The 23115-nt window shown below is 64.4% G+C and carries 26 protein-coding genes, 1 tRNA gene and 1 pseudogene; 11 read left to right on the top strand and 17 right to left on the bottom strand.

All coding sequences use genetic code 11. The features are described 5' to 3' along the window. Positions 1-75 precede the first annotated feature (75 nt). Positions 76-1080, top strand: coding sequence for a GGDEF domain-containing protein (locus tag EBMC1_RS15090; protein ID WP_003050239.1), 1005 nt, complete (start codon positions 76-78; stop codon positions 1078-1080). 31 nt (positions 1081-1111) lie between these two features. On the opposite strand, the gene EBMC1_RS15085 is transcribed toward EBMC1_RS15090, so the two are convergent. The 10 genes from EBMC1_RS15085 to coxB all read right to left on the bottom strand — a co-directional run bounded on the left by EBMC1_RS15085 (position 1112) and on the right by coxB (position 9891). After that, positions 1112-1990: a class I SAM-dependent methyltransferase gene (locus EBMC1_RS15085; protein WP_040590604.1), complete on the bottom strand. Its 879-nt coding sequence runs from the start codon at positions 1988-1990 to the stop codon at positions 1112-1114. Positions 1991-1994: 4 nt separating this feature from the next. Then, the gene (gene thrC / locus EBMC1_RS15080; protein ID WP_003050235.1) at positions 1995-3392 is read right to left on the bottom strand and encodes a threonine synthase; all 1398 of its coding nucleotides are present in this window, start codon (positions 3390-3392) and stop codon (positions 1995-1997) included. A 27-nt stretch (positions 3393-3419) separates the two neighbouring features. Next, complete coding sequence (locus tag EBMC1_RS15075; RefSeq protein ID WP_003050233.1) at positions 3420-4088, bottom strand: SURF1 family protein; 669 nt, start codon at positions 4086-4088, stop codon at positions 3420-3422. Continuing rightward, the gene (locus EBMC1_RS15070) at positions 4072-4473 is read right to left on the bottom strand and encodes a DUF983 domain-containing protein (RefSeq protein WP_003050231.1); all 402 of its coding nucleotides are present in this window, start codon (positions 4471-4473) and stop codon (positions 4072-4074) included. The genes EBMC1_RS15075 and EBMC1_RS15070 overlap by 17 nt, the downstream gene beginning before the upstream one ends. Position 4474: 1 nt before the next feature. Then, a complete protein-coding gene (locus EBMC1_RS15065) occupies positions 4475-5350 on the bottom strand; it encodes a cytochrome c oxidase subunit 3 (protein WP_003050228.1) in 876 nt (291 codons plus the stop codon). Positions 5351-5430: 80 nt separating this feature from the next. Further along, positions 5431-5997, bottom strand: coding sequence for a cytochrome c oxidase assembly protein (locus EBMC1_RS15060; protein ID WP_003050226.1), 567 nt, complete (start codon positions 5995-5997; stop codon positions 5431-5433). After that, the gene (locus EBMC1_RS18705; protein ID WP_162928272.1) at positions 5994-6143 is read right to left on the bottom strand and encodes a hypothetical protein; all 150 of its coding nucleotides are present in this window, start codon (positions 6141-6143) and stop codon (positions 5994-5996) included. The genes EBMC1_RS15060 and EBMC1_RS18705 overlap by 4 nt, the downstream gene beginning before the upstream one ends. Then, positions 6140-7051 carry a heme o synthase gene (locus EBMC1_RS15055; RefSeq protein ID WP_003050222.1) on the bottom strand — a complete coding sequence of 304 codons (912 nt, stop codon included), beginning with the start codon at positions 7049-7051 and terminating at the stop codon, positions 6140-6142. The genes EBMC1_RS18705 and EBMC1_RS15055 overlap by 4 nt, the downstream gene beginning before the upstream one ends. Before the next feature lie 64 nt (positions 7052-7115). Then, positions 7116-8783, bottom strand: coding sequence for a cytochrome c oxidase subunit I (gene ctaD / locus EBMC1_RS15050; RefSeq protein ID WP_003050220.1), 1668 nt, complete (start codon positions 8781-8783; stop codon positions 7116-7118). Positions 8784-8799: 16 nt separating this feature from the next. Then, positions 8800-9891, bottom strand: a complete 1092-nt coding sequence (coxB, locus tag EBMC1_RS15045; protein ID WP_003050218.1) for a cytochrome c oxidase subunit II — start codon at positions 9889-9891, stop codon at positions 8800-8802. Positions 9892-10124: 233 nt separating this feature from the next. On the opposite strand from coxB, the gene pyrE reads away from it, so the two are divergent. The 5 genes from pyrE (at position 10125) to EBMC1_RS15020 (ending at position 13934) form a co-directional block, all read left to right on the top strand. After that, on the top strand, positions 10125-10706 hold the full coding sequence (pyrE, locus tag EBMC1_RS15040) for an orotate phosphoribosyltransferase (RefSeq protein ID WP_003050216.1): 582 nt from the start codon (positions 10125-10127) through the stop codon (positions 10704-10706). Beyond that, complete coding sequence (locus EBMC1_RS15035; RefSeq protein ID WP_003050215.1) at positions 10703-11446, top strand: pyridoxine 5'-phosphate synthase; 744 nt, start codon at positions 10703-10705, stop codon at positions 11444-11446. The genes pyrE and EBMC1_RS15035 overlap by 4 nt, the downstream gene beginning before the upstream one ends. 121 nt (positions 11447-11567) lie before the next feature. Beyond that, positions 11568-11969: a holo-ACP synthase gene (gene acpS / locus EBMC1_RS15030; RefSeq protein ID WP_003050214.1), complete on the top strand. Its 402-nt coding sequence runs from the start codon at positions 11568-11570 to the stop codon at positions 11967-11969. A gap of 2 nt (positions 11970-11971) precedes the next feature. After that, complete coding sequence (lepB, locus tag EBMC1_RS15025; protein ID WP_003050212.1) at positions 11972-12829, top strand: signal peptidase I; 858 nt, start codon at positions 11972-11974, stop codon at positions 12827-12829. 25 nt (positions 12830-12854) lie between these two features. Continuing rightward, positions 12855-13934, top strand: coding sequence for an AI-2E family transporter (locus EBMC1_RS15020; protein WP_003050210.1), 1080 nt, complete (start codon positions 12855-12857; stop codon positions 13932-13934). A gap of 34 nt (positions 13935-13968) precedes the next feature. On the opposite strand, the gene EBMC1_RS15015 is transcribed toward EBMC1_RS15020, so the two are convergent. Together EBMC1_RS15015 and EBMC1_RS15010 are read right to left on the bottom strand one after the other, a co-directional pair. After that, positions 13969-14490 (bottom strand): FKBP-type peptidyl-prolyl cis-trans isomerase, encoded by a 522-nt coding sequence (locus EBMC1_RS15015; RefSeq protein ID WP_003050208.1) that lies wholly within the window; start codon positions 14488-14490, stop codon positions 13969-13971. Between the two features lie 97 nt (positions 14491-14587). Next, positions 14588-15070 (bottom strand): DUF6456 domain-containing protein, encoded by a 483-nt coding sequence (locus EBMC1_RS15010; RefSeq protein ID WP_003050207.1) that lies wholly within the window; start codon positions 15068-15070, stop codon positions 14588-14590. Positions 15071-15155: 85 nt separating this feature from the next. Between EBMC1_RS15010 and EBMC1_RS15005 the strand changes: the two genes are divergently transcribed. After that, positions 15156-15716: a helix-turn-helix domain-containing protein gene (locus EBMC1_RS15005; RefSeq protein ID WP_003050205.1), complete on the top strand. Its 561-nt coding sequence runs from the start codon at positions 15156-15158 to the stop codon at positions 15714-15716. An 18-nt stretch (positions 15717-15734) separates the two neighbouring features. After that, entirely contained in the window at positions 15735-16901 is a 1167-nt protein-coding gene (locus tag EBMC1_RS15000) for a glycosyltransferase (RefSeq protein WP_003050204.1), read from the top strand. Between the two features lie 4 nt (positions 16902-16905). Here EBMC1_RS15000 and secF read toward each other — a convergent pair whose 3' ends face one another. Genes secF through yajC form a run of 3 tightly spaced genes read right to left on the bottom strand, consistent with a single transcriptional unit; the run spans position 16906 to position 19901 of the window. Continuing rightward, positions 16906-17892: a protein translocase subunit SecF gene (gene secF, locus EBMC1_RS14995; protein ID WP_003050202.1), complete on the bottom strand. Its 987-nt coding sequence runs from the start codon at positions 17890-17892 to the stop codon at positions 16906-16908. A gap of 16 nt (positions 17893-17908) precedes the next feature. Beyond that, positions 17909-19522, bottom strand: a complete 1614-nt coding sequence (gene secD, locus EBMC1_RS14990) for a protein translocase subunit SecD (protein ID WP_003050200.1) — start codon at positions 19520-19522, stop codon at positions 17909-17911. Between the two features lie 49 nt (positions 19523-19571). Next, positions 19572-19901 (bottom strand): preprotein translocase subunit YajC, encoded by a 330-nt coding sequence (yajC, locus tag EBMC1_RS14985; protein WP_003050198.1) that lies wholly within the window; start codon positions 19899-19901, stop codon positions 19572-19574. Positions 19902-20154: 253 nt separating this feature from the next. Here yajC and EBMC1_RS14980 point away from each other — a divergent pair. From EBMC1_RS14980 to EBMC1_RS19000, 3 genes are all read left to right on the top strand, one after another. Continuing rightward, positions 20155-20231, top strand: a tRNA-Pro gene (locus EBMC1_RS14980). Positions 20232-20441: 210 nt separating this feature from the next. Beyond that, a complete protein-coding gene (locus tag EBMC1_RS14975; protein WP_003050196.1) occupies positions 20442-21347 on the top strand; it encodes a hypothetical protein in 906 nt (301 codons plus the stop codon). 60 nt (positions 21348-21407) lie between these two features. Next, entirely contained in the window at positions 21408-21686 is a 279-nt protein-coding gene (locus tag EBMC1_RS19000) for an RNA polymerase sigma factor (RefSeq protein ID WP_442852389.1), read from the top strand. Positions 21687-21827: 141 nt separating this feature from the next. Here the strand turns inward: EBMC1_RS19000 and EBMC1_RS18995 are convergent. Both EBMC1_RS18995 and EBMC1_RS14965 read right to left on the bottom strand, forming a co-directional pair. Beyond that, positions 21828-22451 (bottom strand): annotated as a pseudogene (locus tag EBMC1_RS18995) (DUF262 domain-containing protein); the annotation flags it as partial. A 105-nt stretch (positions 22452-22556) separates the two neighbouring features. Beyond that, on the bottom strand, positions 22557-23115 hold a 559-nt coding region (locus EBMC1_RS14965), incomplete at its 5' end, for a type II restriction endonuclease (protein ID WP_003050192.1).

Genomic DNA, 23115 nt, shown 5'->3' with positions numbered 1-23115 from the left:
CTGGGGCTCCGCCACGGAAAAACCGGCGCCCAGGCAGGAGACGCGGCATCGCCCGGGGGGCGTACCCCGCGCGACATGGTGACGGAAGCCCGTCAGCAGCTCGTCGGCGCGATCGCTTCCTTCCTGCTCGACCATGATCTCGATGTATCGGCGGCCAATCTCCTGATCGCGCACAGTGCCTTTTCGGGGATCAATCCAAGGCTTGCGCGGCAGATCGCGACGCGATCGCAGACCGCCGACGGAATCACCCAGCAGTGGCTCGACGAACTGGCGCAGCAGGAACCGATCCAGCCCGACCGCGCCGAACTCGATCGCCTCGTCACCCGCCTCGAAACCAACCTCGACACCTTCCAGACCAACACCAAGGCCGCGCGCAACGCGACGAGCGATTATGGCGTCAAACTCGAAAAACATGTGACCGACCTTCAGCAGGTGCAGGTCACCGGCGAACTCGTCACCCATCTCGCCGATCTCGCCAAGGCGATGCTCGACCGCACGCGCCATGCCGAAGAAGAAATGCGCCGCAGCGAGGATGAAGCGAAATCGCTGCGCCGCAGCCTCGCCCGCGCCAAGCGCGATGCCGAGGTCGACTATCTGACCGGCCTGCCGAACCGCCGCGCCTTCGAGGTGCTGCTCGAGCGCCATTATGAAGAAGCGCGCGCGAGCTGCGAGCCGCTGAGTGTTGCCTTTTGCGACATCGACAATTTCAAGCTGGTCAACGACACCCACGGCCATGAGGCGGGCGACCGCGTCATCAAGCTGATCGCCGATACGCTGGCGCATATCTCGAACGACCATTGCCATGTCGCGCGGCACGGCGGCGAGGAATTCGTCATGCTGTTCCGCGGCCTGCCGCCCAGCGAAGCCGCCGCGCGTCTCGACGAAGCACGCGAACAACTCGCAGGCCGCCGCCTGATAAACCGCAAGACCGACGAGCCCTTCGGCCAGATCACCTTCTCGGGCGGGGTCGCCGACGTTTTCGGTTACAATAATGCGCGCGACGCGCTGAAAGCCGCCGACGACGCGCTCTACCGCGCCAAGGAAAGCGGCCGCAACCGGATCGAGCTGGCGGGGATCTGACGCCCCCTGCCCATCGATCACCAATCGAGAGTCAGCGACTCCAGCGCGCGAAAATGGCCGTGGGCAGCAGTAGCCCCCGCGCCTCTTCGCGCACCGCAAGCTCGCCGCATTCGACCTTGCCCGGCAAATCGGCCAAAATCTGCGCCAGCAGTTCGCCGATCGCCAGCGCCGACATGCGCACCGCATAAACGGTGAGGAACAGGGCGCGGCTGTCGGCATCGAGGAGCTGGCGGCAATCGGCGAGCAACGGCGCCAGCCCCTCCTCGATCTGCCAGCGTTCGCCGCCGGGACCGCGTCCGAACTTCGGCGGGTCGAGCAGGATCGCATCGTAGCGCCGCTCGCGCCGCACCTCGCGCGCGGTGAACTTGCCGGCATCGTCGACGATCCAGCGGATCGGCCGGTCGCTCATGCCCGCGAGTGCGGCATTGTCGCGCGCCTGCGCCACCGATTTCTTCGACGCATCGACATGCGTGACGGCCGCGCCCGCCGCGGCGAGCGCCTGGCTGCCGACGCCGGTATAGCCGAACAGATTCAGGAACGCGGGATCGGCCCTGTCGGCAACGCAGCCGCGCAGCCAGTCCCACACCGGCGCCATGTCGGGAAAGAAGCCGAGATGGCGGAACGGGGTGCAGGACGCGGTGAAGCGCGCTTCGCGCCATGCGAGCGGCCACCCTTCGGCTGGCACGGGGCGATGAAAATACCAGCGGCCGCCGCCATCTTCGTCCGACGCGGGGATGAATTCGCCGTCGGCGGCATCCCATTCGCTTTCGGCCAACGCAGGCTGCCACATCGCCTGCGGTTCGGGACGGATGAAACGATAGGGGCCATAGCGTTCAAGCTTGCGCGCGCCGCCGCTGTCGACCAACCCGTAATCGTCCCACCCCTCGCCGACGAGCGTCGCGAGCGGCAGCAGATCAGCCACGGGCCGCCTCGCGCAGGATATGGGCCTTTACCGCGTCATAGTCGCCTGGCAGCTTTTCATAGCGCTCCTCGCGGTCGAACAGATTGCCGAGGCGGGCGGGCAGCGCCGGGCGGACGCCTGTCGCGCGTTCGACCGCATCGCGGAACTTGGCGGGATGCGCAGTCGCGAGCGTCACCACCGGCACGTCGGCATCGATATCGAGCGCGCGCGCGGCGGCCAGCCCGACCGCACTGTGCGGATCGATGATCTGCCCGCCATGTTCCTGCGCCCAGCGCAGCGCGAGCGTCATGCCGTCGGCATCGACGCGCGCGCTCGAAAACAGGTCGCGGGCGCCGGCAAGCATATCCTCGGGAATCGTCATCGCGCGGCTGCGGTCGAATTCGGCCATCATCGCATCGATCGCAGCCCCGTCGCGACCCGCGAGGTCGAACAGCAGCCGCTCGAAATTGCTGCTCACCTGAATGTCCATCGACGGCGTAGCAGTCGCGGTCACGCTGCCCGCACTGTAATCGCCGCTCGACAGCGCGCGGTGCAAGATATCGTTGACGTTGGTGGCGACGACCAGCCGCGCCACCGGCAGCCCCATGCGCGCCGCGACATAGCCCGCGAACACGTCGCCGAAATTGCCCGTCGGCACGCTGAACGCGATCGCGCGGTCGGGGGCGCCGAGGCGGACTGCGGCATAGAAATAATAGACTACCTGCGCCATCAGGCGCGCCCAATTGATGCTGTTGACCGCCGACAGCGTCAGCGCGCTGCGCGCCTCGGCATCGCCGAACAGCCGCTTCACCATCGCCTGCGCGTCGTCGAAGCTGCCGTCGATCGCGATGTTGTGGACGTTGGGCGCCAACACGGTCGTCATCTGGCGGCGCTGCACGTCGCTGACCCGCCCTTCGGGGTGGAGCATGAAGATACGGATATGCTCGCGCCCCGCGACCGCCTCGATCGCCGCCGATCCGGTATCGCCCGACGTCGCGCCGACGATGGTCAGATCGGTATCGCCGCCGCTCAGGAATTTTTCGAACAGCTGGCCGAGCAGTTGCAGCGCGACATCCTTGAACGCCAGGGTCGGACCGTGAAACAGCTCGAGCAGCCAGTGGCGATGGTCAAGCTGGACGAGCGGCGTCACCGCATCATGACTGAAGCGGCCGTAGGCGGCCCGGCACAATTCGCGCAGTTCGGCCTCGTCGAGCACGCCGGCGACGAAGGGCATCATCACGCGCACCGCGGTTTCGGCATAGTCGAGCCCCGCGAGCGCGCGAATATCCTGCGCCGACATCTGCGGCCAGGCGGCCGGGACGTAGAGCCCCCCGTCGCTCGCAAGGCCGGCGAGCGTGGCGGCACGGAAGTCGAGGGTCGGCGCGGAGCCGCGGGTGCTGATATAGTCCATGACGGAAAAGCGCCTAGCGGCGCACCGTCACCGCTGCAAGCGGCGGCGCACCGCGATGATATAGATAATCAGCGCGATCGCCGCGAACAGGAACCATTGCACGGCGTAAGCGAGGTGGTTGTTGGGCATGTCCGCCGCCGATGGCACCGCGCTGGGCCGTAGTCCCGCGGCGGGCTGGTCGGCGACCAGCATCGCGCGCGCCGGCACGGCACGGCCGGTCAGCCGCTCGATCAGGCTCGGCTGCTCGGGCCCCGGTACGATCGTACCCTGAACCGTGCCGCCCGTCCATTTGGGCGGCGTGAAATCGTCGGCGATACCGATGTCGACCAGCACGCCCGGTCCCTCGGCGCCGGTGCGGCAATCCGCAATCATGCGAATACCGCCTCCGCCCTTGCGATCGGTGCCGCTGCGCGGATCCCAGCGCACCGGTTCGAGACAGATAACGCTGCTTTTGCGATAGAGCATCGCGTCGGGAACCGGCGGCAGCTTCGGATAGGTCACCGTCGCCGACATCGCCCCGTTGCGTTCGTAAAGCGCGATCAGCGCTTCCTTCTCGCCCTTGCGCTGCAACTGCCAGATGCCAAGCGCAATCATCGTCGCCACGGCGGCGAGAACCAGGATCGTCGGAATCACCGGCCAGCCGCGCGGCGGCGCGACGGCTTCGCCGGGCGAAGGAGCGTCAGGCGTCGTCGTCATGCCGATCCACCAGGCGCCCTTCCGCCGCCTTGCGCTGATGTTCGCTCGCGAGCAGCGCGGCCTTGCCAACCCGCAGGCCGTAGACGACCGCGGCGGCCGTGATCGGCACCCACAATAGCACATGCACCCACAACGGCGGCTCGAATGCGAAATCGACGGCAATCGCCGCGGCAACGATCAGCGCACCGATAATCATGGTCAGAAACGCCGCCGGCCCGTCGCCGACATTGTAGGTCGAGTAGTCCAGCCCGCAGGCGCGGCAGCGCGGCGCGAATTTGGTCGGCCCGTCGAACAGCGTTGGCGCGCCGCATTCGGGGCAGAGACCGAAAAGGGCAGCGCGCCAGACCGGCGGCTGCCCCTTTTGATGCTGTTCGCTGTCCGGCAATTTAGTGCGCGGCGACCGGTGCGCCCCAGCCACCCCAGACATAGACGATGATGAAGAGGAACAGCCACACCACGTCGACGAAGTGCCAGTACCAAGCGGCGGCTTCGAAACCGAAGTGCTGCGTCGGCGTGAAATGGCCCTTGTAGACGCGGACGAGGTTCACGATCAGGAAGATCGTGCCGACCAGAACGTGGAAACCGTGGAAGCCGGTCGCCATGAAGAAGGCCGAGGTATAGTTAATCGTGCCGAAGGGGAACGGCGCTTCGGCATATTCATAAGCCTGAATGCAGCTGAAGGTCAGGCCCAGGATGATGGTCAGCCACAGACCCTTCTTGAGCCCTTCGCGATCGCCATGGATCAGCGCATGGTGCGCCCAGGTGATCGTCGTGCCCGAGCAGAGCAGGATCAGCGTATTGAGCAGCGGCAGCGAGAAGGCGTCGATGACATGGATGCCCTTCGGCGGCCAGATCGACGCGGCCACGGCACCTTCCTGCCCGAACAGCGAGGTCACCGCACCGTCGACGATCTCGACCGGCGCCGGGAACAGCGAGAAATCGAACCAGGCCCAGAACCAGCCAACGAAGAACATGACTTCCGATGCGATGAACAGGATCATGCCATAGCGCAGGTGCAGCTGAACCACCGGCGTATGATCGCCGGCATGCGCTTCCTTGATGACCTCGCCCCACCAGCTGAAGAAGGTGGCGATCACACCCATGAAACCGAGGCCGAGCACCCACTTGCCGGCACCGCCGAAATGGTCGGCGTGCATCGCCATGACGAGGCCAAAGAACATCACCAGCGCGGCGACCGAGCCGAAAAGCGGCCAGACGCTGGGATTTACGAGGTGATAATCATGATGTTTGGCACCGGCCATGTCACAGTTCCCGTTTTTTGCCCCAGCGCGATGATCCCCATCATCTGCCGGTCCTTGGTAAGACTCTATTGGTTGCGGCCTTAGCTCGCCTTTTTGCCCTCGTCCACTGGGTAGAAGGTGTAGCTGAGGGTGATTTCCTGAATGTCGCGCGCGTCGGGATCGTCCTTGATCTTGGGATCGACGAAGAACAGCACCGGCATGCGGATCTGTTCGCCCGGCTTCAGCGTCTGCTGGGTGAAGCAGAAGCACTGGATCTTGGTAAAATATTTCCCCGCCTGGTCGGGGGTCACGTTGAAGGTCGCGGTGCCGGTGATCGGGTGCGGCGAATTATTCTGCGCGATGAAGATTGCCATGTCGCGTGCGCCGATGCTGACCGTATCGGTGGGATGTTCGGGATAGAATTTCCACGGCAGCTTGGGCGACACATTGGCATCGAAGCGCACCGAGACGGTATCGCTCAATACCTTCGGGGTCTCGGCCGCAGCGACCGGGTCGTAACGCTGTGTCGTGCCGCCGAAACCGGTGACGCGGCAGAAAAGATTGTAGAGCGGCACCGCCGCGAAACCCAGCCCGACCATCGCCGCCGCGAGCAAGGCCGCGAGCGCCGCAGTGCGGCCATTTTTCCGGCGTGTCGCTTCGTCCGTCATGTCGGCACCACCATGCGCGCCATCGTAATGAAGAAAAAGAGGAAAGCGAGCCCGCCGAGGATCCAGCCCATCAGGTTGGCGCGCACGCGCTGGCGGCGGCGATACTCGGCTTCGTCGAACGGCTGTTGCGGATTTTCGTCGGTCATAGTGGCAACCAGTGATCGGCGACCACCGCGCCGAAGAGGATGAAAAGATAGGCGATGGAAAAGGCGAAGAGGCGCTTTTCGGGCTGCATCCGGTCGTCCGAGCCCGCGCTGCGCAAGCCGACCTGCGCCGACAGCAGCACGAACAGCGCCGACAGGATCGTCGCGGTCCAGCCATAGAGCGCGCCGGTGTAGCCGAGCGGCCACGGCGCGATCGCCGCCACCGCCATCAACACAGCATAGAGCAGGATCTGGTGGCGCGTCGCGCGCTCGCCCGCGACCACCGGCATCATCGGAATTCCCGCTGCGGCATAGTCCGAGCGCACGAACAGCGCGAGCGCCCAGAAATGCGGCGGGGTCCAGAGGAAAATCAGCAGGAACAGCGCGATCGGCAGTGGTGCGACGCTGCCCGTCGCCGCGACCCAGCCGATCAGCGGCGGGAATGCCCCCGCCGCGCCGCCAATCACGATATTCTGCGGCGTCCGCGGCTTGAGCCACATTGTGTAGATGAAGACGTAGAACAGGATCGAAACGGTCAGCAGTACCGCCGCCTGCCAATTGGCGGCGAACAGCATGAGAAAGACCGAAAAGGCAGCGAGTCCGACCCCGAACTGCAACGCCGTCTGGCGGTCGAGACGACCGGCGGGCAGCGGGCGGTTCGCCGTCCGCTTCATTTTCGCGTCGATCGTTGCTTCATACCATTGGTTGAGCGCCCCCGATGCGCCTGCCCCGAGCGCGATCGCGAGGATCGACGAAAAGGCAAGCACGGGATGAACGCTGCCCGGTGCCGCGAGCAAACCGCACAGCGCGGTAAAGACGACGAGCGACATCACGCGCGGCTTGGTCAGCGCGAACAGGTCGCGCCAATCTGCAGGAAGCGACATCTCGCCGTGGGTCAGGCTCTGCGCCATGCTAACTCCAGGCCGGAAAGCGGGGCGCCCCCTGCCAAGGCTCTTAGCAGGGGGCACAGCGTAATCAGGCGATACGCGGCAGTTCGTTGAACTGGTGGAACGGCGGCGGGCTCGACAGCGTCCATTCGAGCGTCGTCGCACCTTCGCCCCACGGGTTGTCGGCGGCCTTCTTGCCCGCGAACAGCGACCAGGCGATGTTCACGAAGAAGAAGATCATGCCCACGGCCATGATCACATAGCCGAACGACGAGATATAGTGCCAATAGGCGAAGGCTTCCGCATAGTCGGGATAGCGGCGCGGCATGCCCTGCTGGCCCAGGAAGTGCTGGGGGAAGAACAGGACGTTCACGCCGATGAAGAAGATCCAGAAGTGCAGCTGTCCGAGGAACTCGTTGTACATCCGGCCCGACATCTTCGGGAACCAGTAATAGAAGCCCGCGAACAGCGAGAAAACCGCGCCGAGCGACAACACATAGTGGAAGTGCGCGACGACATAATAGGTGTCGTGCAGGTTGGTGTCGACGCCGCCATTGGCGAGCACGACGCCGGTCACGCCGCCCACGGTGAACATGAAGATGAAACCGATCGCCCAGACCATCGGGGTCTTGAAGCTGATCGAACCGCCCCACATCGTCGCGATCCACGAAAAGATCTTGATGCCGGTCGGGACCGCGATGACCATCGTCGCGGCAGTGAAGTACATCTTCAGGTTCACGCTCATGCCGACGGTGAACATGTGGTGCGCCCACACGATGAAGCCGACGACACCGATCGCGACCATGGCGTAGGCCATGCCGAGATAGCCGAACACCGGCTTGCGGCTAAAGGTCGAGATGATCTGGCTGACGATGCCGAAGCCCGGCAGGATCATGATGTACACTTCGGGGTGGCCGAAGAACCAGAAGAGGTGCTGATAGAGCAGCGGATCGCCGCCGCCCGTGGCGTCATAGAAGGTGGTGCCGAAGTTACGGTCGGTCAGCAGCATGGTGATCGCGGCGGCAAGGACCGGCAGCGCGAGCAGCAGCAGGAAGGCGGTGACGAGCACCGACCAGACGAACAGCGGCATCTTGTGCAGGGTCATGCCCGGCGCACGCATGTTGAAGATCGTGGTGATGAAGTTGATCGCACCGAGGATCGACGCCGCACCGGCAAGGTGGAGCGAGAAGATCGCCATGTCGACCGCCGGGCCGACCGACCCGCTGGTCGACAGCGGGGCATAGACGGTCCAGCCGGTGCCGGCGCCGAGGCCGCTGCCGCCCGGAACGAACATCGATCCGCACAGCATGACGAACGCAACCGCCGTCAGCCAGAAGGACACGTTGTTCATGCGCGGAAAGGCCATGTCCGGCGCACCGATCATCAGCGGGACGAACCAGTTGCCGAAGCCGCCGATCATCGCGGGCATGACCATGAAGAAGACCATGATCAGGCCGTGCGCGGTGATCATGACGTTCCAGAAATGCTTGCCCGCGGTCGCGTCCGCCGCGCCACCGAGCATATGCGCCCAGCCCGGAAGATACTGGATGCCGGGTTCGGCGAGTTCGAGACGCATCATCCCCGAAAGCGCACCGCCGACGATGCCGGCGATGATCGCGAAGATCAGGTAAAGCGTGCCGATGTCCTTGTGGTTCGTCGACATGAACCAGCGGACAAAGAAGCTGGGCGTGTCATGGTCGTGGTCGTGCGCATGGTCGTGGCCATGCGCCGGTGCAGTCGCTGCGATATCGGTCATCTGTCGGACCCCCTGATTAATTCTTGGCGGCCGGCGCGGCGGCAGGCGCCGCAGCCGGAGCCGCTGTGGTCGTGTCGGCGGCGGGGACGGTCGTCGCCGGGATCGGGCCGGTCGGCGCCGGGGCGGCCGCGGCGGGCGCTGCCGCGGCGGCGGCCTGGGCGCCGTCGGGATTGCCGCCCTTCGAGCGGACCCACGCCTTCCACTTGTCCATCGGCAGCGCTTCGACCGCGATCGGCATGAAGCCGTGGTCGACGCCGCACAGTTCCGAACACTGGCCGTAATAGACGCCGGGCTTGTCGACGGTGAACGTCGTTTCGTTGGCGCGGCCCGGAACCGCGTCCATCTTGGTCCACAGCGCGGGAACCGCGAAGCTGTGGATCACGTCGGCGCCGGTGATGATCAGCTTCACCTGCTTGCCGACGGGGACGACCATGCGATTGTCCACCGCGAGGTGATAAGGCTCGCCAGCGGCGACGGCCTTGTCCTCGGGCAGCATCTTCGAGACATATTCGCCGATACCCTGGTCGGGATAGGCATAGCCCCAATACCATTGATAGCCGGTGACCTTGATCGTCAGCGCATCCTTCTTCGGCGGCTCATATTGCGCCGCGAGCAGGCGGATCGACGGAACCGCGATCACCGCAAGGATCAGGACCGGGATCGCGGTCCAGATGATTTCGATGAAGGTGTTGTGCGTCGTCTTCGACGGCACCGGATTGGCCGAAGCGCGGTAGCGCACGACGACCCACAGCAGCAGGCCAAGCACCAGCAGCGAGATGAAGGTGATGACGGGCAGCAGCATATAATGGTTGAACCAATAAGCGCGCTTGCCGATCGGGCTTTCCTGTTCCTGGAAGTTCCATCCGCCCTCGACCGGCTGACCGATGCCTGCGGTCGGCTTCATCGGCACATAGGTCGCATCGCCGGCCGGCACCGCAGCCTTGTCGCCGGCGGGAGCCGCCGCATCGCTGGTCGCCGCGGCCGGAGTCGCGTTCGTCGTCGCGGCCGGCGCCGCAGCGGGAGCTGCCGCCGGGGCCTGCGCCTGCACCGCGCCCACGGTGCCGAGCGACAAAGCCGCCGCAATTACAAGGGTTTTCAAGCTCTTCATAAGGATAGTGCCGCCCGTTGCCTGTTGCTGTTCTCGATCCCCCAACCTCTCCGTCTCGGCAGCCGGGCACAGGCCCGGACAGCCCGCGAACAGGCTGAAACTCGCCGGGGCTATAGACCCGCTTGCCGCTTGCCTCAAGCATCTCTAACACTATTTTGCAGCACGATAATCTTCGTGCCCGAAACCCGCTCATCCGACGCGGGCGACTTGATGGACAAAAGACCGAACCTCCCATGACTGACGACGAAATTCTGGCCGAATTCCGCGCCGCAGACGCGCTGTTGCAGGGGCATTTCCTGCTCTCTTCGGGGCGCCACAGCGAATATTATCTGCAATGCGCGCGCGTTTTGATGGACACCGAACGCGCCGGACGGCTGGCGATCGCCCTCGCCGCCAAGCTGCCGCGCGACCTGCGCGCGGCGATCGACATGGTCGTTTCGCCCGCGATGGGCGGCGTCATCATCGGCCATGAAATGGGCCGCGCGCTCGGCAAGCCCGCGATCTTCGTCGAACGACCGACCGGCACCTTCGAATTGCGCCGCGGCTTCGCGATCCCGGCCGGCGCCAAAATCCTGATGGTCGAGGATGTCGTCACCACCGGCCTGTCGTCGCGCGAAGCGATGGAGGCGGTCCGTGCCGCGGGTGGCGACGTTATCGCCGAAGCCGCCCTTGTCGATCGTTCGGCGGGCAGCGTGGACCTCGGCGTTCCCTTCTACCCGCTCGTCGCGATCAATTTTCCGACCTATGCCGAAGACGAACTGCCGCCCGAACTCGCCGCGACGCCAGCGATGAAGCCGGGGAGCCGCGCGAATTGAGCGCGCCCTCCCCTCGGCGGCTGCGCCTGGGCGTCAACATCGACCATGTCGCGACGATCCGCAACGCGCGCGGCGGCGATCATCCTGATCCGGTACGCGCGGCCGAGATTGTCGCGTCGGTCGGCGGAGACGGCATCACCGCGCATCTGCGCGAAGACCGCCGCCACATCCGCGATGACGACCTCGCCCGCATCCAGGCCGCGACCGACCTGCCGCTCAACCTCGAAATGGCGGCGACCGACGAGATGCTGGCGATTGCGCTGCGCCATGCGCCGCACGCCGCCTGCATCGTCCCCGAAAAGCGCGAGGAGCGCACGACCGAGGGCGGGCTCGACGCCGCCGGCCAGCACAACCATCTTGCCCCGATCGTGGCGCGCCTGTCCGACGCGGGCATCCGCGTCAGCCTGTTCATCGAACCCGACGCGCGCCAGATCGAGGCGGCGATGCGGCTGAAGGCTCCCGTCGTCGAATTCCACACCGGCCGCTATGCGCATGTGGAGGGCGAGGAACGCGCCGCCGAACTCCGCCGCCTCGCCGACGCCGCCGCGCTGGCGTGGAAGAACGGGATCGAGCCGCACGCCGGCCATGGCCTGACTTATGACAATGTCATCCCTGTCGCCGCCATCCCGCAACTCGCCGAGCTCAACATCGGCCATTATCTGATCGGCGAGGCGATCTTCACCGGACTCGAAACTGCGGTGCGCCGCATGCGCGACCTGATGGACGAGGCGCGGGGATGAAGAATTTCGTCATTGCGAGCGAAGCGAAGCAATCTCGAGCCCTCCGCCTTGCGCGAGGCCGATGGCTGGAGATCGCCGCGTCGCCTTCGGCTCCACGCGATGACGGCTTTTCGGGGTCGTCATGATCATCGGCCTGGGCTCCGATCTCTGCAGCATCGAACGCATCCAGGCTTCGCTCGACCGTTTCGGCGAGCGTTTCGAACTGCGCGTCTTCACCGAGGTCGAGCGGGCCAAGGCGGCGCGGCGGCCTTTCACCCGCGCCGGCACCTACGCCAAACGCTTCGCCGCCAAGGAGGCTTTCTCCAAAGCGGTCGGCACCGGCTTCAAGCGCGGCGTGTTCATGAAGGACATCGGCGTCGTCAATGCCCCTTCGGGCGCACCGACACTGGCCCTCACCGGCGGCGCCGCCGAGCGGCTCGCCGCGATGCTGCCCGACGGTCATAGCGCACGCATCCACCTCACGCTCACCGATGACCATCCCTGGGCGCAGGCGTTCGTCATCATCGAAGCCATCAAGGATTGACCATGGCAAAGAACAAGGCGGCAAAGACCAAGGCCGCGGACGAAGGCAGCATGCTCAAACTGCTGCGCGACATCGTGGTGATCCTGATTCTGGTGCTCGGCATCCATAGCTGCGTCGCCAAGCCCTTTTACATCCCGTCCGATTCGATGATGCCGATCCTGCGCAACGGCGACCGGCTGATCGTCAGCAAATATCCCTATGGCTGGTCCTACGCCTCGGTCAGCTTTCACCTCGCACCCAAGAAGCCGGGGCGCTGGTTCGGCAAGCTGCCCGAACGCGGCGACATCGTCGTGCTCGAACATCCCGTGACGCGCGTCGACTATATCAAGCGCGTCATCGGGCTGCCCGGCGACACGATCGAACTGCGTGGCGGCGCGCTGATCATCAACGGCAAGCCGATCAAGCGCGAGGTGCAGCCGATGCTGTCGGTGCCCGTCGATGCCAATATGCCGGGTTCGGACAGCAGCCTCGGCCGCTTCGTCACCCGCGACGCGGTCGGCAAGGCAGTTCTCGAACTGCCGATCGTGCGCGAGACGCTGCCCGGCGGAGCGACCTTCGACACGATCGACATGGGGCCGGGCTATCTGACCGACGATTACGGGCCGATCACGGTGCCCGCCGACCACCTGTTCCTGATGGGCGACAATCGCGACGGCAGCGCCGACAGCCGGGTGCCGGTCGACCGCAAGGGCCTGGGCGGCCCGGTACCTTTCGACGCCATTGCCGGCCGGGCCGAGATCATCAGCTTTTCGACCGACGGCACCGCCGAATGGTATAATCCGCTGAGCTGGTTCGAGGCGCTGCGCCCCGGCCGCGCCGGAACCAATCTCCGACCGGAGCGTCAGGCCAGCAAGAACTGAGGCGCAAGAGCGGGGAAGCGAAGCGATGGCCGACATGGAAACGCGGATCGAAGCCCCCGGCCCGACCGAGATCCGCAGCCAGCTCGTTCGCACCGAACTGCTCAAGGCCAGCGTGTGGCTCGGCGTCGCGCTGCTCGTCGGCGTTTGCGTCATCCTGATCCAGCCCATTCTGCTGATCTTTGCCGGTATCGTGATGGCGGCGATGCTCGATGGCGGCACCCGCCTCCTTGGCCGCGTGCTGCCGATCGGACGCGGCTGGCGCCTGCTGATCATCTGCTTGTCGCTCGTCGCCTTTCTTGCCTGGACCGTGATGTTCGCAGGTTCACAGATCGCCGATCAGGCGGCGACACTGCAAAAGGTGATCATGAGCCAGGTCGAGCGCGCCGCCAACTGGGCGAGCGAGCATGGCATGGGCACGATCGACATCGACACCAAGACGATCACCGAGAATCTCGCAGGCACCGTCGGGCGCGTCACCGCGGCGGTCGGGTCGGTGCTCGGCGCGCTCACCAGCCTCGTCATGGTCGTCGTGCTCGGCATCTTCATTGCGATCGAACCGCGACTCTATGAACGCGGCATCGCCTGGCTGTTGCCGATGAAGAACCGCGACGATTTCTACGTGACGACCGCGCGCATGGCCTTCACGCTGCGCCGCCTGATGGCGGGGCGCCTGCTCGGCATGGCGGTCGAGGGGGTCGGCACCTGGCTCGCTTGTATGGCGGTGGGAATACCGATGGCGGCACTCATGGGGCTGCTCACCGGCCTGCTTGCCTTCATCCCCAACATCGGCGCGATCGTGTCGGGCGTGCTGCTCGTTCTCGTGGGCTTTTCGGCGGGCACCGATACCGGCCTGTGGGCGATCGGCATCTATTTTTTCGTGCAGACCGTCGACGGCTATCTCATCGTCCCGATGGTCGCGAAGCAGACGGTCGACCTTGCCCCGGCGCTCGTCCTCGGCGCGCAGATCCTGCTCGGCACCTTGCTCGGTATCATGGGGCTGTTCCTCGCCGACCCGATCGTCGCGATGATCAAGGTCGCTCTGGAGCGCGAGGCCGAGCGGAACGCGGGCGCCGCCCCCAAGAAAAAAGCGGCGGCAAGCGCCTAGCTCACCGCCGCTTCTTCAAAACGGAAAATCCCGATCAGGGCTGCGGCGCGGCGCCCGGCGCTGCGGGTGCGCCGCCTGGGGCGCCCTGCATCATCTGTTGCTGCTGCATCATCTGCTGCATCGCGCGCACTTCGGCTTCGCTGCGGAAGTCGATCAGTTCGATATCGAAGTGCAAGGTGCTGTTCGCGGGGATCGGCCCGGCGGCGCGGTCGCCATAGCCCAGCGCCGGCGGAATCACGACCTTGTACTTACCGCCCTTCTTCATGCGGGTCAGCGCATCGGCAAAGCCGGGGACGACCTGCGATACCTGGAGCGGCGCCTGTTCGTTCGAATCGAACACGGTGCCGTCGTCGAGCTTGCCTTCATATTTGATGAGGACGATGTCGGCTTTGGTCGGGCTCGGCCCGCTGCCTTCCTTGACGACCTCGAAGCCGATCCGCGGCGTGTGCGTCAGGGCGAACGCGACGCCGATGCCCAACAGCGCGATCAGGCCGATCCACAGCAGCCACAGCCCGCCCTTGCTCACCGGGCGCAATGGAACCGTCGTTACGCTCATGCTCTTGTCCTTCCCCTGCCCGTTCGGGCGAAAACATCGGCGAAGCCTATAGGCGGTGCGGTGCGCGAGGGTCCAGCGAGAAGTTGCGCCGCCCCGTTCAGCCGGTTCCATAGAAGCGCGCCAGCCGATCGAGCGCCAGCGTCAAAACCAGCTTGCCCGATCGCGACGGCCATCCCAGCGCCTTTTCGGCGCCGCCGATCCCCTCACCCGCACAAATCACGCGCCAGCAGATGTCGGCCAATCCCGGCCCGACATGCTCCACCGCAGCGTGGAAACGCCGATGCGCGTCGATGCGCGCCAGCGAGGCATCGGCAGCGCGGCCGCCTCCGCGGCTTTTCGACGGCGGCGCCGCGTCCCAGCGCATCGTCACCCGTCCCGCCAGCCCCGCTCGCTCATAATCGGTCCGCAGCCGCTCGCCGGCGCGATACTGCGCGTCCGAGACCATCCTGCGCGCCGCGAGCCATGCCAGCGGACTTTCCGCGACATTGACGGTGACATGCCGCATCACCTGCGGCCCCGCCCTGCCGGGATCAACCCGATCGTCAGGATGCAGGCGGGTTACGAAATGGCGCGTCGTCATGCGATTCTCCTTGCTGGGAGTGTCGGCTTGACATTGGAATATTTTGTAGGAAAGAAGAAACCGATTTGGTTATCGGAGGTTCGTCATGATCAACAGCATCCGCGCCGTGCGCCGCGCCAAGGGACTGACGCTCGAAGAGGTTGCGCAGCGCTGCGACCCGCCGACGACCGCCCAGACGATCGGACGCCTCGAAACGGGAACGCGCAACCTGTCGCTCGGCTGGATGAACCGCATCGCCAAGGCGCTCGGCGTCGATGCCGCGGATCTCGTCCAACTACCCCAGGATACCCAGCTTGCGATTACCGCGCTGCTCGGCGCCGATGGCGCCCATGCGCCGACGCGCGTCGAACAGGCGCTGACCGCGCGTCCGACCGAGGACATGATCGCCATGCGCGTCACCTCGTCGATCGGCGACTATCGCGCGGGCGACGAGATATGGTGCCGCAAGGTCGAGGGCGACTGGACCAGCGCGCTCAATCGCGACCTGCTTGTGCCGCGCCCCGCCGGTCGCTTCATCTTTGCGCGGCTGCTCAACATCGATGGCGAAAAGCTGCACCTGCTGCCGCTTGGAGCCGGTCAGCGCCAGCAGGTCGTGAGCAACCCGTCATGGGCCGCGGTCGCGGTCCGCCTCATCCGGACGCTTTGATGGCGCGATGAGGCGGAAATGAAGCCCCTTCGCATCCTGTCGATCGCCACGCTCTTTCCCGATGCGGCGCGCCCCAATTTCGGCCTTTTCGTCGAAAAGAGCCTGCTTGCGCTCGCCGCGCAGCCGGGCGTCATGCTGACCGTCGTCGCTCCCGTCGGCCTTCCGCCCTTCCCGCTTTCGCTCCATCCACGATATCGGGCGCTGCGCCGATTGCCACAGCGCGAGGCGTGGCGGGGCCTTACCGTCCATCGGCCGCGCTTCACGCTGATTCCGAAATTCGGCGCAGCGCGCAATCCGGCGGCGATCGCGCGCGCCGTGTTGCCGATTGCGCGGCAAGGCGACTTCGATGTCGTCGATGCCCAATTCTTCTATCCCGACGGTCCCGCCGCAATGCGTATCGCGGACGCCTTCGGCCTTCCCTTTTCGATCAAGGCGCGCGGCGCCGACATCAGCCATTTCGGCCACGATCCGGCGACTCGCCCGCAACTGCTCGCCGCCGCCGAGCGCGCCGCCGGATTGCTCGCCGTGTCGGAGGCGATGCGCGGCGACATGGCGGCGATCGGCATCGATGCGGGCAAGACGATGGTCCACTATACGGGCATCGACACCATGCGCTTTCATCCCGGCGACCGCACCGCGGCCCGCGCGGCGCTCGGCATGGGGGACGCGCCCGCGATCGCGACCGTCGGCGCGCTGATCCCCCGCAAGGGCCAGGCGCTCGTCATCGAAGCGCTGCCTGCCCTGCCGGGAGTCCACTATTGGCTGGCGGGTGCGGGCGAAGAGGAAGCGCGATATCGCGCCCTGGCGCAGCGGCTCGGCGTCGCCGACCGGGTTCACCTGATGGGGCCCGTCGCCAACGCCGACTTGCCGCAGCTCTACCGCGCGGTCGATGCCGTGGTCATGCCGTCGGTCAGCGAGGGGCTCGCCAATGCGTGGGTCGAGGCGCTTGCCTGCGGCACCCCGATCGTCATCAGCGATGCCGGCGGCGCGGCCGAACTGGTGACGTCGCCGGCGGCAGGACGGATCGTCGAGCGCACACCAGCGGCGATCGCCGATGCGGTGCGCGCGCTATTGGCGGCGCCCGCTGCGCCGGATGCGGTCGCGGCGAGCCTTGCCGGCCGCTTCGACTGGGACCGCAACGGCCGCGAGCTGGCGGAACATCTCCGTCGCTGCGCGGGCTGCTGAGCGATCAGACGACAGCGCCGTCGTCGTCCTCTTTGCTGGTCACGCGCTCGGCGCCCTGCGTCGCGGCGCTGGTCCGCGGCACGAAACTGTCGGGACCGACCTTCAGCCACACCAGGATCGGCGCCGACATATAGATCGACGAATAGGTGCCGACGAAAATGCCGAGCAGCATTGCAGCGGTAAAGCCGAAGATCACGTCCGGCCCGACCCACAGCAGCACCGCGAGCGCGATCAGCATCGTGAAGCTGGTCATCACCGTGCGCGCCAGCGTCTCGTTGATGCTGAGGTCGAGCAGCGGGATGATCTCCATCTTGCGATATTTCTTCAGATTTTCGCGGATGCGGTCATAGACCACGATCGTATCGTTCAGCGAATAGCCGATGATCGTCAGCAGCGCGGCCACGATGTTAAGGTCGAACTGCATCTGCGTCAGCGCGAAGAAACCGAAGGTCAGCATGACGTCGTGGAACAGCGCGAACAGCGCCCCGACCCCGAACTGCCATTCGAAGCGGATCCAGATGTAGATCGAAATCGCGATCATCGCGAGCGCGAGGCTGAGTGCACCGGTGCGCAGCAACTCGCCCGATACCTTGCCCGACACGGTTTCGACCGACCCGGTCTTGGCGGTCGGAAACGCCTTGTGGATGCCGTCGACAAGCTGCTTGCCCGCACGGTCGGCGGCCGCCTTGTCGCCTTCGGGCAGCGCGGTACGGATCGACACCGCCTGGTCGGACCCGAATTGCTGGATCGTCGCTTCGCCGAGGCCGATATTGTCGACCTTTTCGCGGATCTCGTCGATCTTGGGCATGGTGCCGGAAAATTCGACGCGCACCGACTGGCCGCCGACGAAGTCGACGCCGAGGTTCAGCCCGCGCACCGCGACCAGCACGATCGACGCGACGATCATCAGAAAGCTGATCCCCATGGCGATGTTGCGCCACTTGAGGAAATGGATGTTGGTGTCTTCGGGGACGAGTTTCAGCAGACGCATGGGTTCGGTCCCTCTATCAAATATTCAGCGACGCCGGACGCGTCTTGTGCAGCCAGTGCGCGGCGAACATGCGGGTCACGGTAACCGCGGTGAAGACGCTGGTCACGATGCCGATGGTCAGCACGACCGCGAAGCCCTTGATCGGCCCGGTGCCGAACCAGAACATCAGCGCGGCGGCAATGACGTTGGTGATATTGGCGTCGAAAATCGCGCGGCTGGCTTCCTTGTAGCCCAGCTCGACCGCCTGAAAGACGCGTCGACCGCGTTTCAACTCTTCGCGGATACGTTCGTTGATCAGCACGTTGGCGTCGACCGCGGCGCCGATCGTGAGCACGAAACCCGCGATACCGGGCAACGTCAGCGTCGCGTTGAAGGCGGCCATGATCGCAACGATGAGGAAGATGTTAAAGAAGAGCGCGACGTTCGCGTAGATGCCGAAGCGGCCATAGACGACGATCATGAACGCCAGCACCGCGACCGTCGCGATGATCCCGGCGATCGCGCCCTTGCGGATCGAATCGGCGCCGAGCTCGGGCGTCACCGTCCGCTCTTCGACGACCGCCATCTTGACGGGCAGCGCGCCCGATCGCAGCGAAATCGCCAGCGCATTTGCGCTTGCGACAGTGAAATTGCCCGAAATCTGCGCGCTACCGCCCAGGATCGGCTCGTTGATCGACGGCGCCGACAGCACCCGGCCGTCGAGCACCATGGCAAAGCGCTTGCCGACATTCTGCGCCGTCACCTTGGCAAAGGTCGCCGACCCGCCCGAATCGAAGCGGATGGTGACGACCGGCAGACCGCTCTGCGGATCATAGCTCTGTTTGGCGTCGATAAGCTGGTCGCCGCTGATCATGACCTGGCGGCGCAACACTTCGAACGGCACACCATTGCCGGCGTCAGGCGAATAGGGAACGACCTCGCTGCCGACCGGGACGCGGCCCGCGGCGACTTGGTTGGGATCGGCATTGGTATCGACCATGCGGAATTCGAGCCGCGCGGTCTTGCCGATCAGATCCTTCAATTGCTGCGGGTCCTGAAGGCCCGGCACCTGCACGACGATGCGGTCGTCGCCCTGACGGATGATCGTCGGCTCGCGTGTGCCGAGCGCGTTGACGCGCTTGTCGATGATGTCGCGGGCGGTATCCATCGCACGGCTGATCGCCTGCGCCTGCCCCGCCTTGGTCGGCGTCATCACGATGCGCGTCGTATCGACGACATCGATCGTCCAGTCGCGCTGGCCGGTCAGCCCCGCACCCTGCGTCTCGCGGAATAGCCGCTCGCGCGCTTCGTCGAGCTGCGCCTGATCGCGGACCAGAAAGCTGATCTTGCCGCCCGCGGTCGACAATTCGCCGATCGCGATATCGTCATCGGATCCGCGCTCGCCGCGCATCGCGGTGCGCACGGTCTTTTCCATATTGGCAAGCTGCGTCTTCTGGAGGTCGCCAAGATCGGCCTCGAGCAGCAAGTGGCTGCCCCCGGCAAGGTCGAGGCCCAGATTGACCTTCATCTGCGCGAAGGACGGCAGGCTTTCGAACTGCTTTTGGGGAAGGAAGCTGGGAATGGAAAAGATGACACCAAGCGCCAGGATGACGCTGATGCCGATGACTTTCCAGCGCGGGAAATCGAGCATGACGGGGTTCCGATGGTCTGGGCGGCGCCGGTTCCCCGACGCCGGCGCGTCAGTCGTTGGCGGGCTTGGCGCCCGGCTGGAGGACGTCGGAGATCGTCGACTTCACGATCTTGATCTTCACGCCCTGGGCGATTTCGACATCGGCGAAATCATCGTCGACGCGCGTCACCTTGCCGACGATCCCGCCGCCGGTGACGACCTGATCGCGCGGCTTCACCGATGCGATCTTGGCGCGATGCTCCTTCATGCGCACCTGTTGCGGGCGGATGAGGAAGAACCAGAATACGACGAAGATCAACAGATAGGGCACCAGCATGATGAAGCCGGCTGCCCCGCCCCCCGATCCGGCCGCCTGGGTCAGAAGCAATTGGGTCGACATGAATGAAAGACTTTCCGTTACCGTGGCGCGGCCTTTCCCCATGGAAGGACCACGCAAAAATAAGCGCGGCGCCTATCACGCAGGGGCGTCCCGCGCAACCGTCGCTGCGCCCCTCCCCCACGGCAAGCCCCCGCCAGATGGGGTCGACGACGGCGCGATCAAGCCCGCCGAAAGAAACACCGCCAAATGGCCATCGCCGCTTGCATCGCCAGCAAAGCCGCGCTAGGGGCCTCGCCTGCCCGAGAGGGCCGGTCGGGACGTAGCGCAGCCTGGTAGCGCATCACACTGGGGGTGTGGGGGTCGGAGGTTCGAATCCTCTCGTCCCGACCAATTTATCAAGTATTTTCAGATACTTACGAGGCGCCTGCGGGTCGGTCGATAAGGGGTCAAGCCCCTTTTTGCCCTCTGGTGGTGCACTGGTGGTGCAAGCAAGCCAGAACTTTCTGGGAACAAAAGCGACAGAACGCATCCATTTTGAACGTGCAGGAGGCGTCATTCCGAATTGCAGAGGCGCGTCACCGCACCTAAGATTCGGTTGGCATGCAGCAGCAATTGCCTCTCCGCCCGTCCGATCTGGTCAGAGTTTGGGACGGCTATATCGCGTTCCTGAAGCAGCCTGCCGGAACCGCAATCGACGCGGTGATCCCGCCCCACGCGTTGGCGGCGATGACAGATGCAGCGCGCAGGGGCCGCAAGCGCCGCAGGTTGCTCAATGTCTTACGGATCGCTTCGGCCATCGTCGCCTCGGTTGGCGCGATCGTCAGCGTGGCAGTGAACCCCATGATCATCGGCATTGGCATGTTGTTGATCGGTGGTGTGGGATTTATCGGAGCGCACAACCGGTCCAAAATAAGAGACGAACCGGAGATCGACGAAGTCGTTGCTGGGCCGGACGCGACCCTCGAACGCAATTTGCGTGCTCTCGACGATTTCCGCAATCTGATCGCCAGCGGCGACATTCCGTGCGCGGAGCGATTGCCCGATGGCACTCTCAAACCCGTCGCGCCAACGGCTCTTAGCGCCTTTGCCGCCGACCACGGCACGCTCCTCATCTTGAGCCGTGACCAAACCCTCTGGCAATGCATCCCGCGCCGACCGATCCCGATGAGTTCCTTATGGGTTCGCATGGGCGGACGGGTAGCCCCGGCCTTGGTCACTTCACGCGTTTTGCTGGACACGCCCGACCCGGAACTGTTCGACCGACGCATCGAGTGGTTGCTCTCGCACGCCCAGCAGCCCACTCCCCGAGCCCGTTCGTTTTGCGAGGCGGTCCAGATTATCGTCGCGTTGCGACGTCCCGAGTTCGACGGGCTGACATTCGAAAGGAAGAAGGAACTGCTCAGCGGCGAGGGCTTCGGCGAGAGCCGCATCGAGAAAATACATGCCGGGATATATCCCGCATTCAACAATTTCCTGCGCACCCTGCCGATGCATGAATTTCCGTGAATGTGGAACTGAATAGCTTCCAACGCCCCTCCCCACCCGAGATCGTCGGGAGGCGCGGCCATGACCAGCACCGGTTCGTTCGCCTCATTCGACGAATTCTATCGGTCCCAGAACCGCCGTCTGTTCCACTATTTCAGGAGGAGGGTCGGTCGCGAGGAAGCGCCCGATCTCGTCCAGCAAGCCTTTACCGGGATGCTGCGCTGCGGAGCATTCGAGAGAGTGGAAAACCCCGAAGCCTACTTGTTCCGCGCTGCCCGCAATCTCGTCATCAATCAGGCCAGAGAGAAGAAACGGCGTCCGAGCGTTGTCTATGGGGGTGCTCAGTTCGGGCTGAAATAGGAGCTGATTGGCCTCCGAAGCGAGCTTTTCAATGCGCTTCCTCGTCGGTTCGTCGAACTTAGACCAATATTTATGACCGGTCGCAGCGCGCACGATGGACCGGGCTGCAATTGCAGGCGCGCGGCTCCTGTTGCGAAGCAATTCCTCTTCGGTTTTGTCGAGCGGGGTTCCTTGCGTGTTGATTTTAAAGAACGATGCTTCAGCAACTTCAGCATCACCGGTGACCCATTGCAGATCGAGCTGGCGCGAACCCAAATGTTTCAACCGCTTGGTAGTCTTCACATCGTACTCGATATCAGGCTGATTTGCGCGGGCGGCGAGTTTGTCCATGAGCGACTTGTAACTGCCCACCTGTTTCTCGACGGCGGTACGCATCGCTTTGGCCGTCTTTTTCTGTTCCTCCGGGATTTCTCCCGCAAAGAAGGAAATCGATCGCGCACCATCACCATAGTCATCTTCGATCCAAGCGCGCAGGGCGCTAAGCCGGTGTGCGCCGTCGATTGCGAAAATGTAGCCTTCGTCAGACTGCCACAAAATCACTGACGGGACCAGGTCCCCGTCGATGAAGCTCTGGATGAAGGTCACGGCCTGCGCAGGCGACCACTGATTAGTCTCACGCTGGAAATCAGGCTTGCGTAGCGAGAGAACAAATGCCGACTCTGATCTCAGATTTTCAAAGGTGATCGAGCTTGCGAGCCGGGCGCTCGCCGAATTTCCGACGTTTTGATCTGTACCCTTCTGCCAGAAATCAGCACGAAGAATCATTGCGTCCATAACGAGCCGTTTGGCCATTAAAATCTCCGGTCTCTCGAGTTTACGTGAATCCGTCTTTATTCAGTAGTGGTAACTGGCAAGACAAATAGGATCCAATCAGGATCGTTCTTTTATCAGATCTACGAAATCACGCACTGCCATGAGCCATTCACGCTGTTCAGCATGATAGGATTCGTGGATGCCGGCCGGCACTACGAGCTGCAACAGCTGAGATTTCATCTCGTCCGTCTGCGCCCGCGATATTGACGGCTCAAGCGTAAGCAGATGCTTCAGGGGGATGCGGTCCGCTTCGGCAAGCACCTGACGCCACCGGTCTTTGCAGGTGGTTTTCACCGCGAGCATACGGAGTTTCTCGGGAGCGAAAGCAAGGTCGGCATATTCGGCTTCGCCAGGAAACAAAAAGTCCGCTGCATTGCGCTTTTCAGTGGTCGCTTCGCGCTTGTAGCGAACGTCACATGCGACAAGCAGAGCTTCTACATGGTGGGCGAAGGCATATCCCGCCCGCGACTTACGGCGATTTTGAACGCTCAGCGAGAAGGACAGAAATCCGTCAACGTCAGCCTTGTCACCTTCGAAAAAGCCATCTTTGACGCGATCGGCTACAACAAGCCGCTCCATATGCCGGAACAACGCTGACGTGCTCCCCTGATTGTTA

Origin of the sequence: Sphingopyxis sp. MC1, assembly GCF_000371385.1 — a bacterium.
In the GTDB taxonomy this organism is placed as follows: domain Bacteria; phylum Pseudomonadota; class Alphaproteobacteria; order Sphingomonadales; family Sphingomonadaceae; genus Sphingopyxis; species Sphingopyxis terrae.
This window is presented reverse-complemented; position numbering and strand designations above follow the sequence as displayed.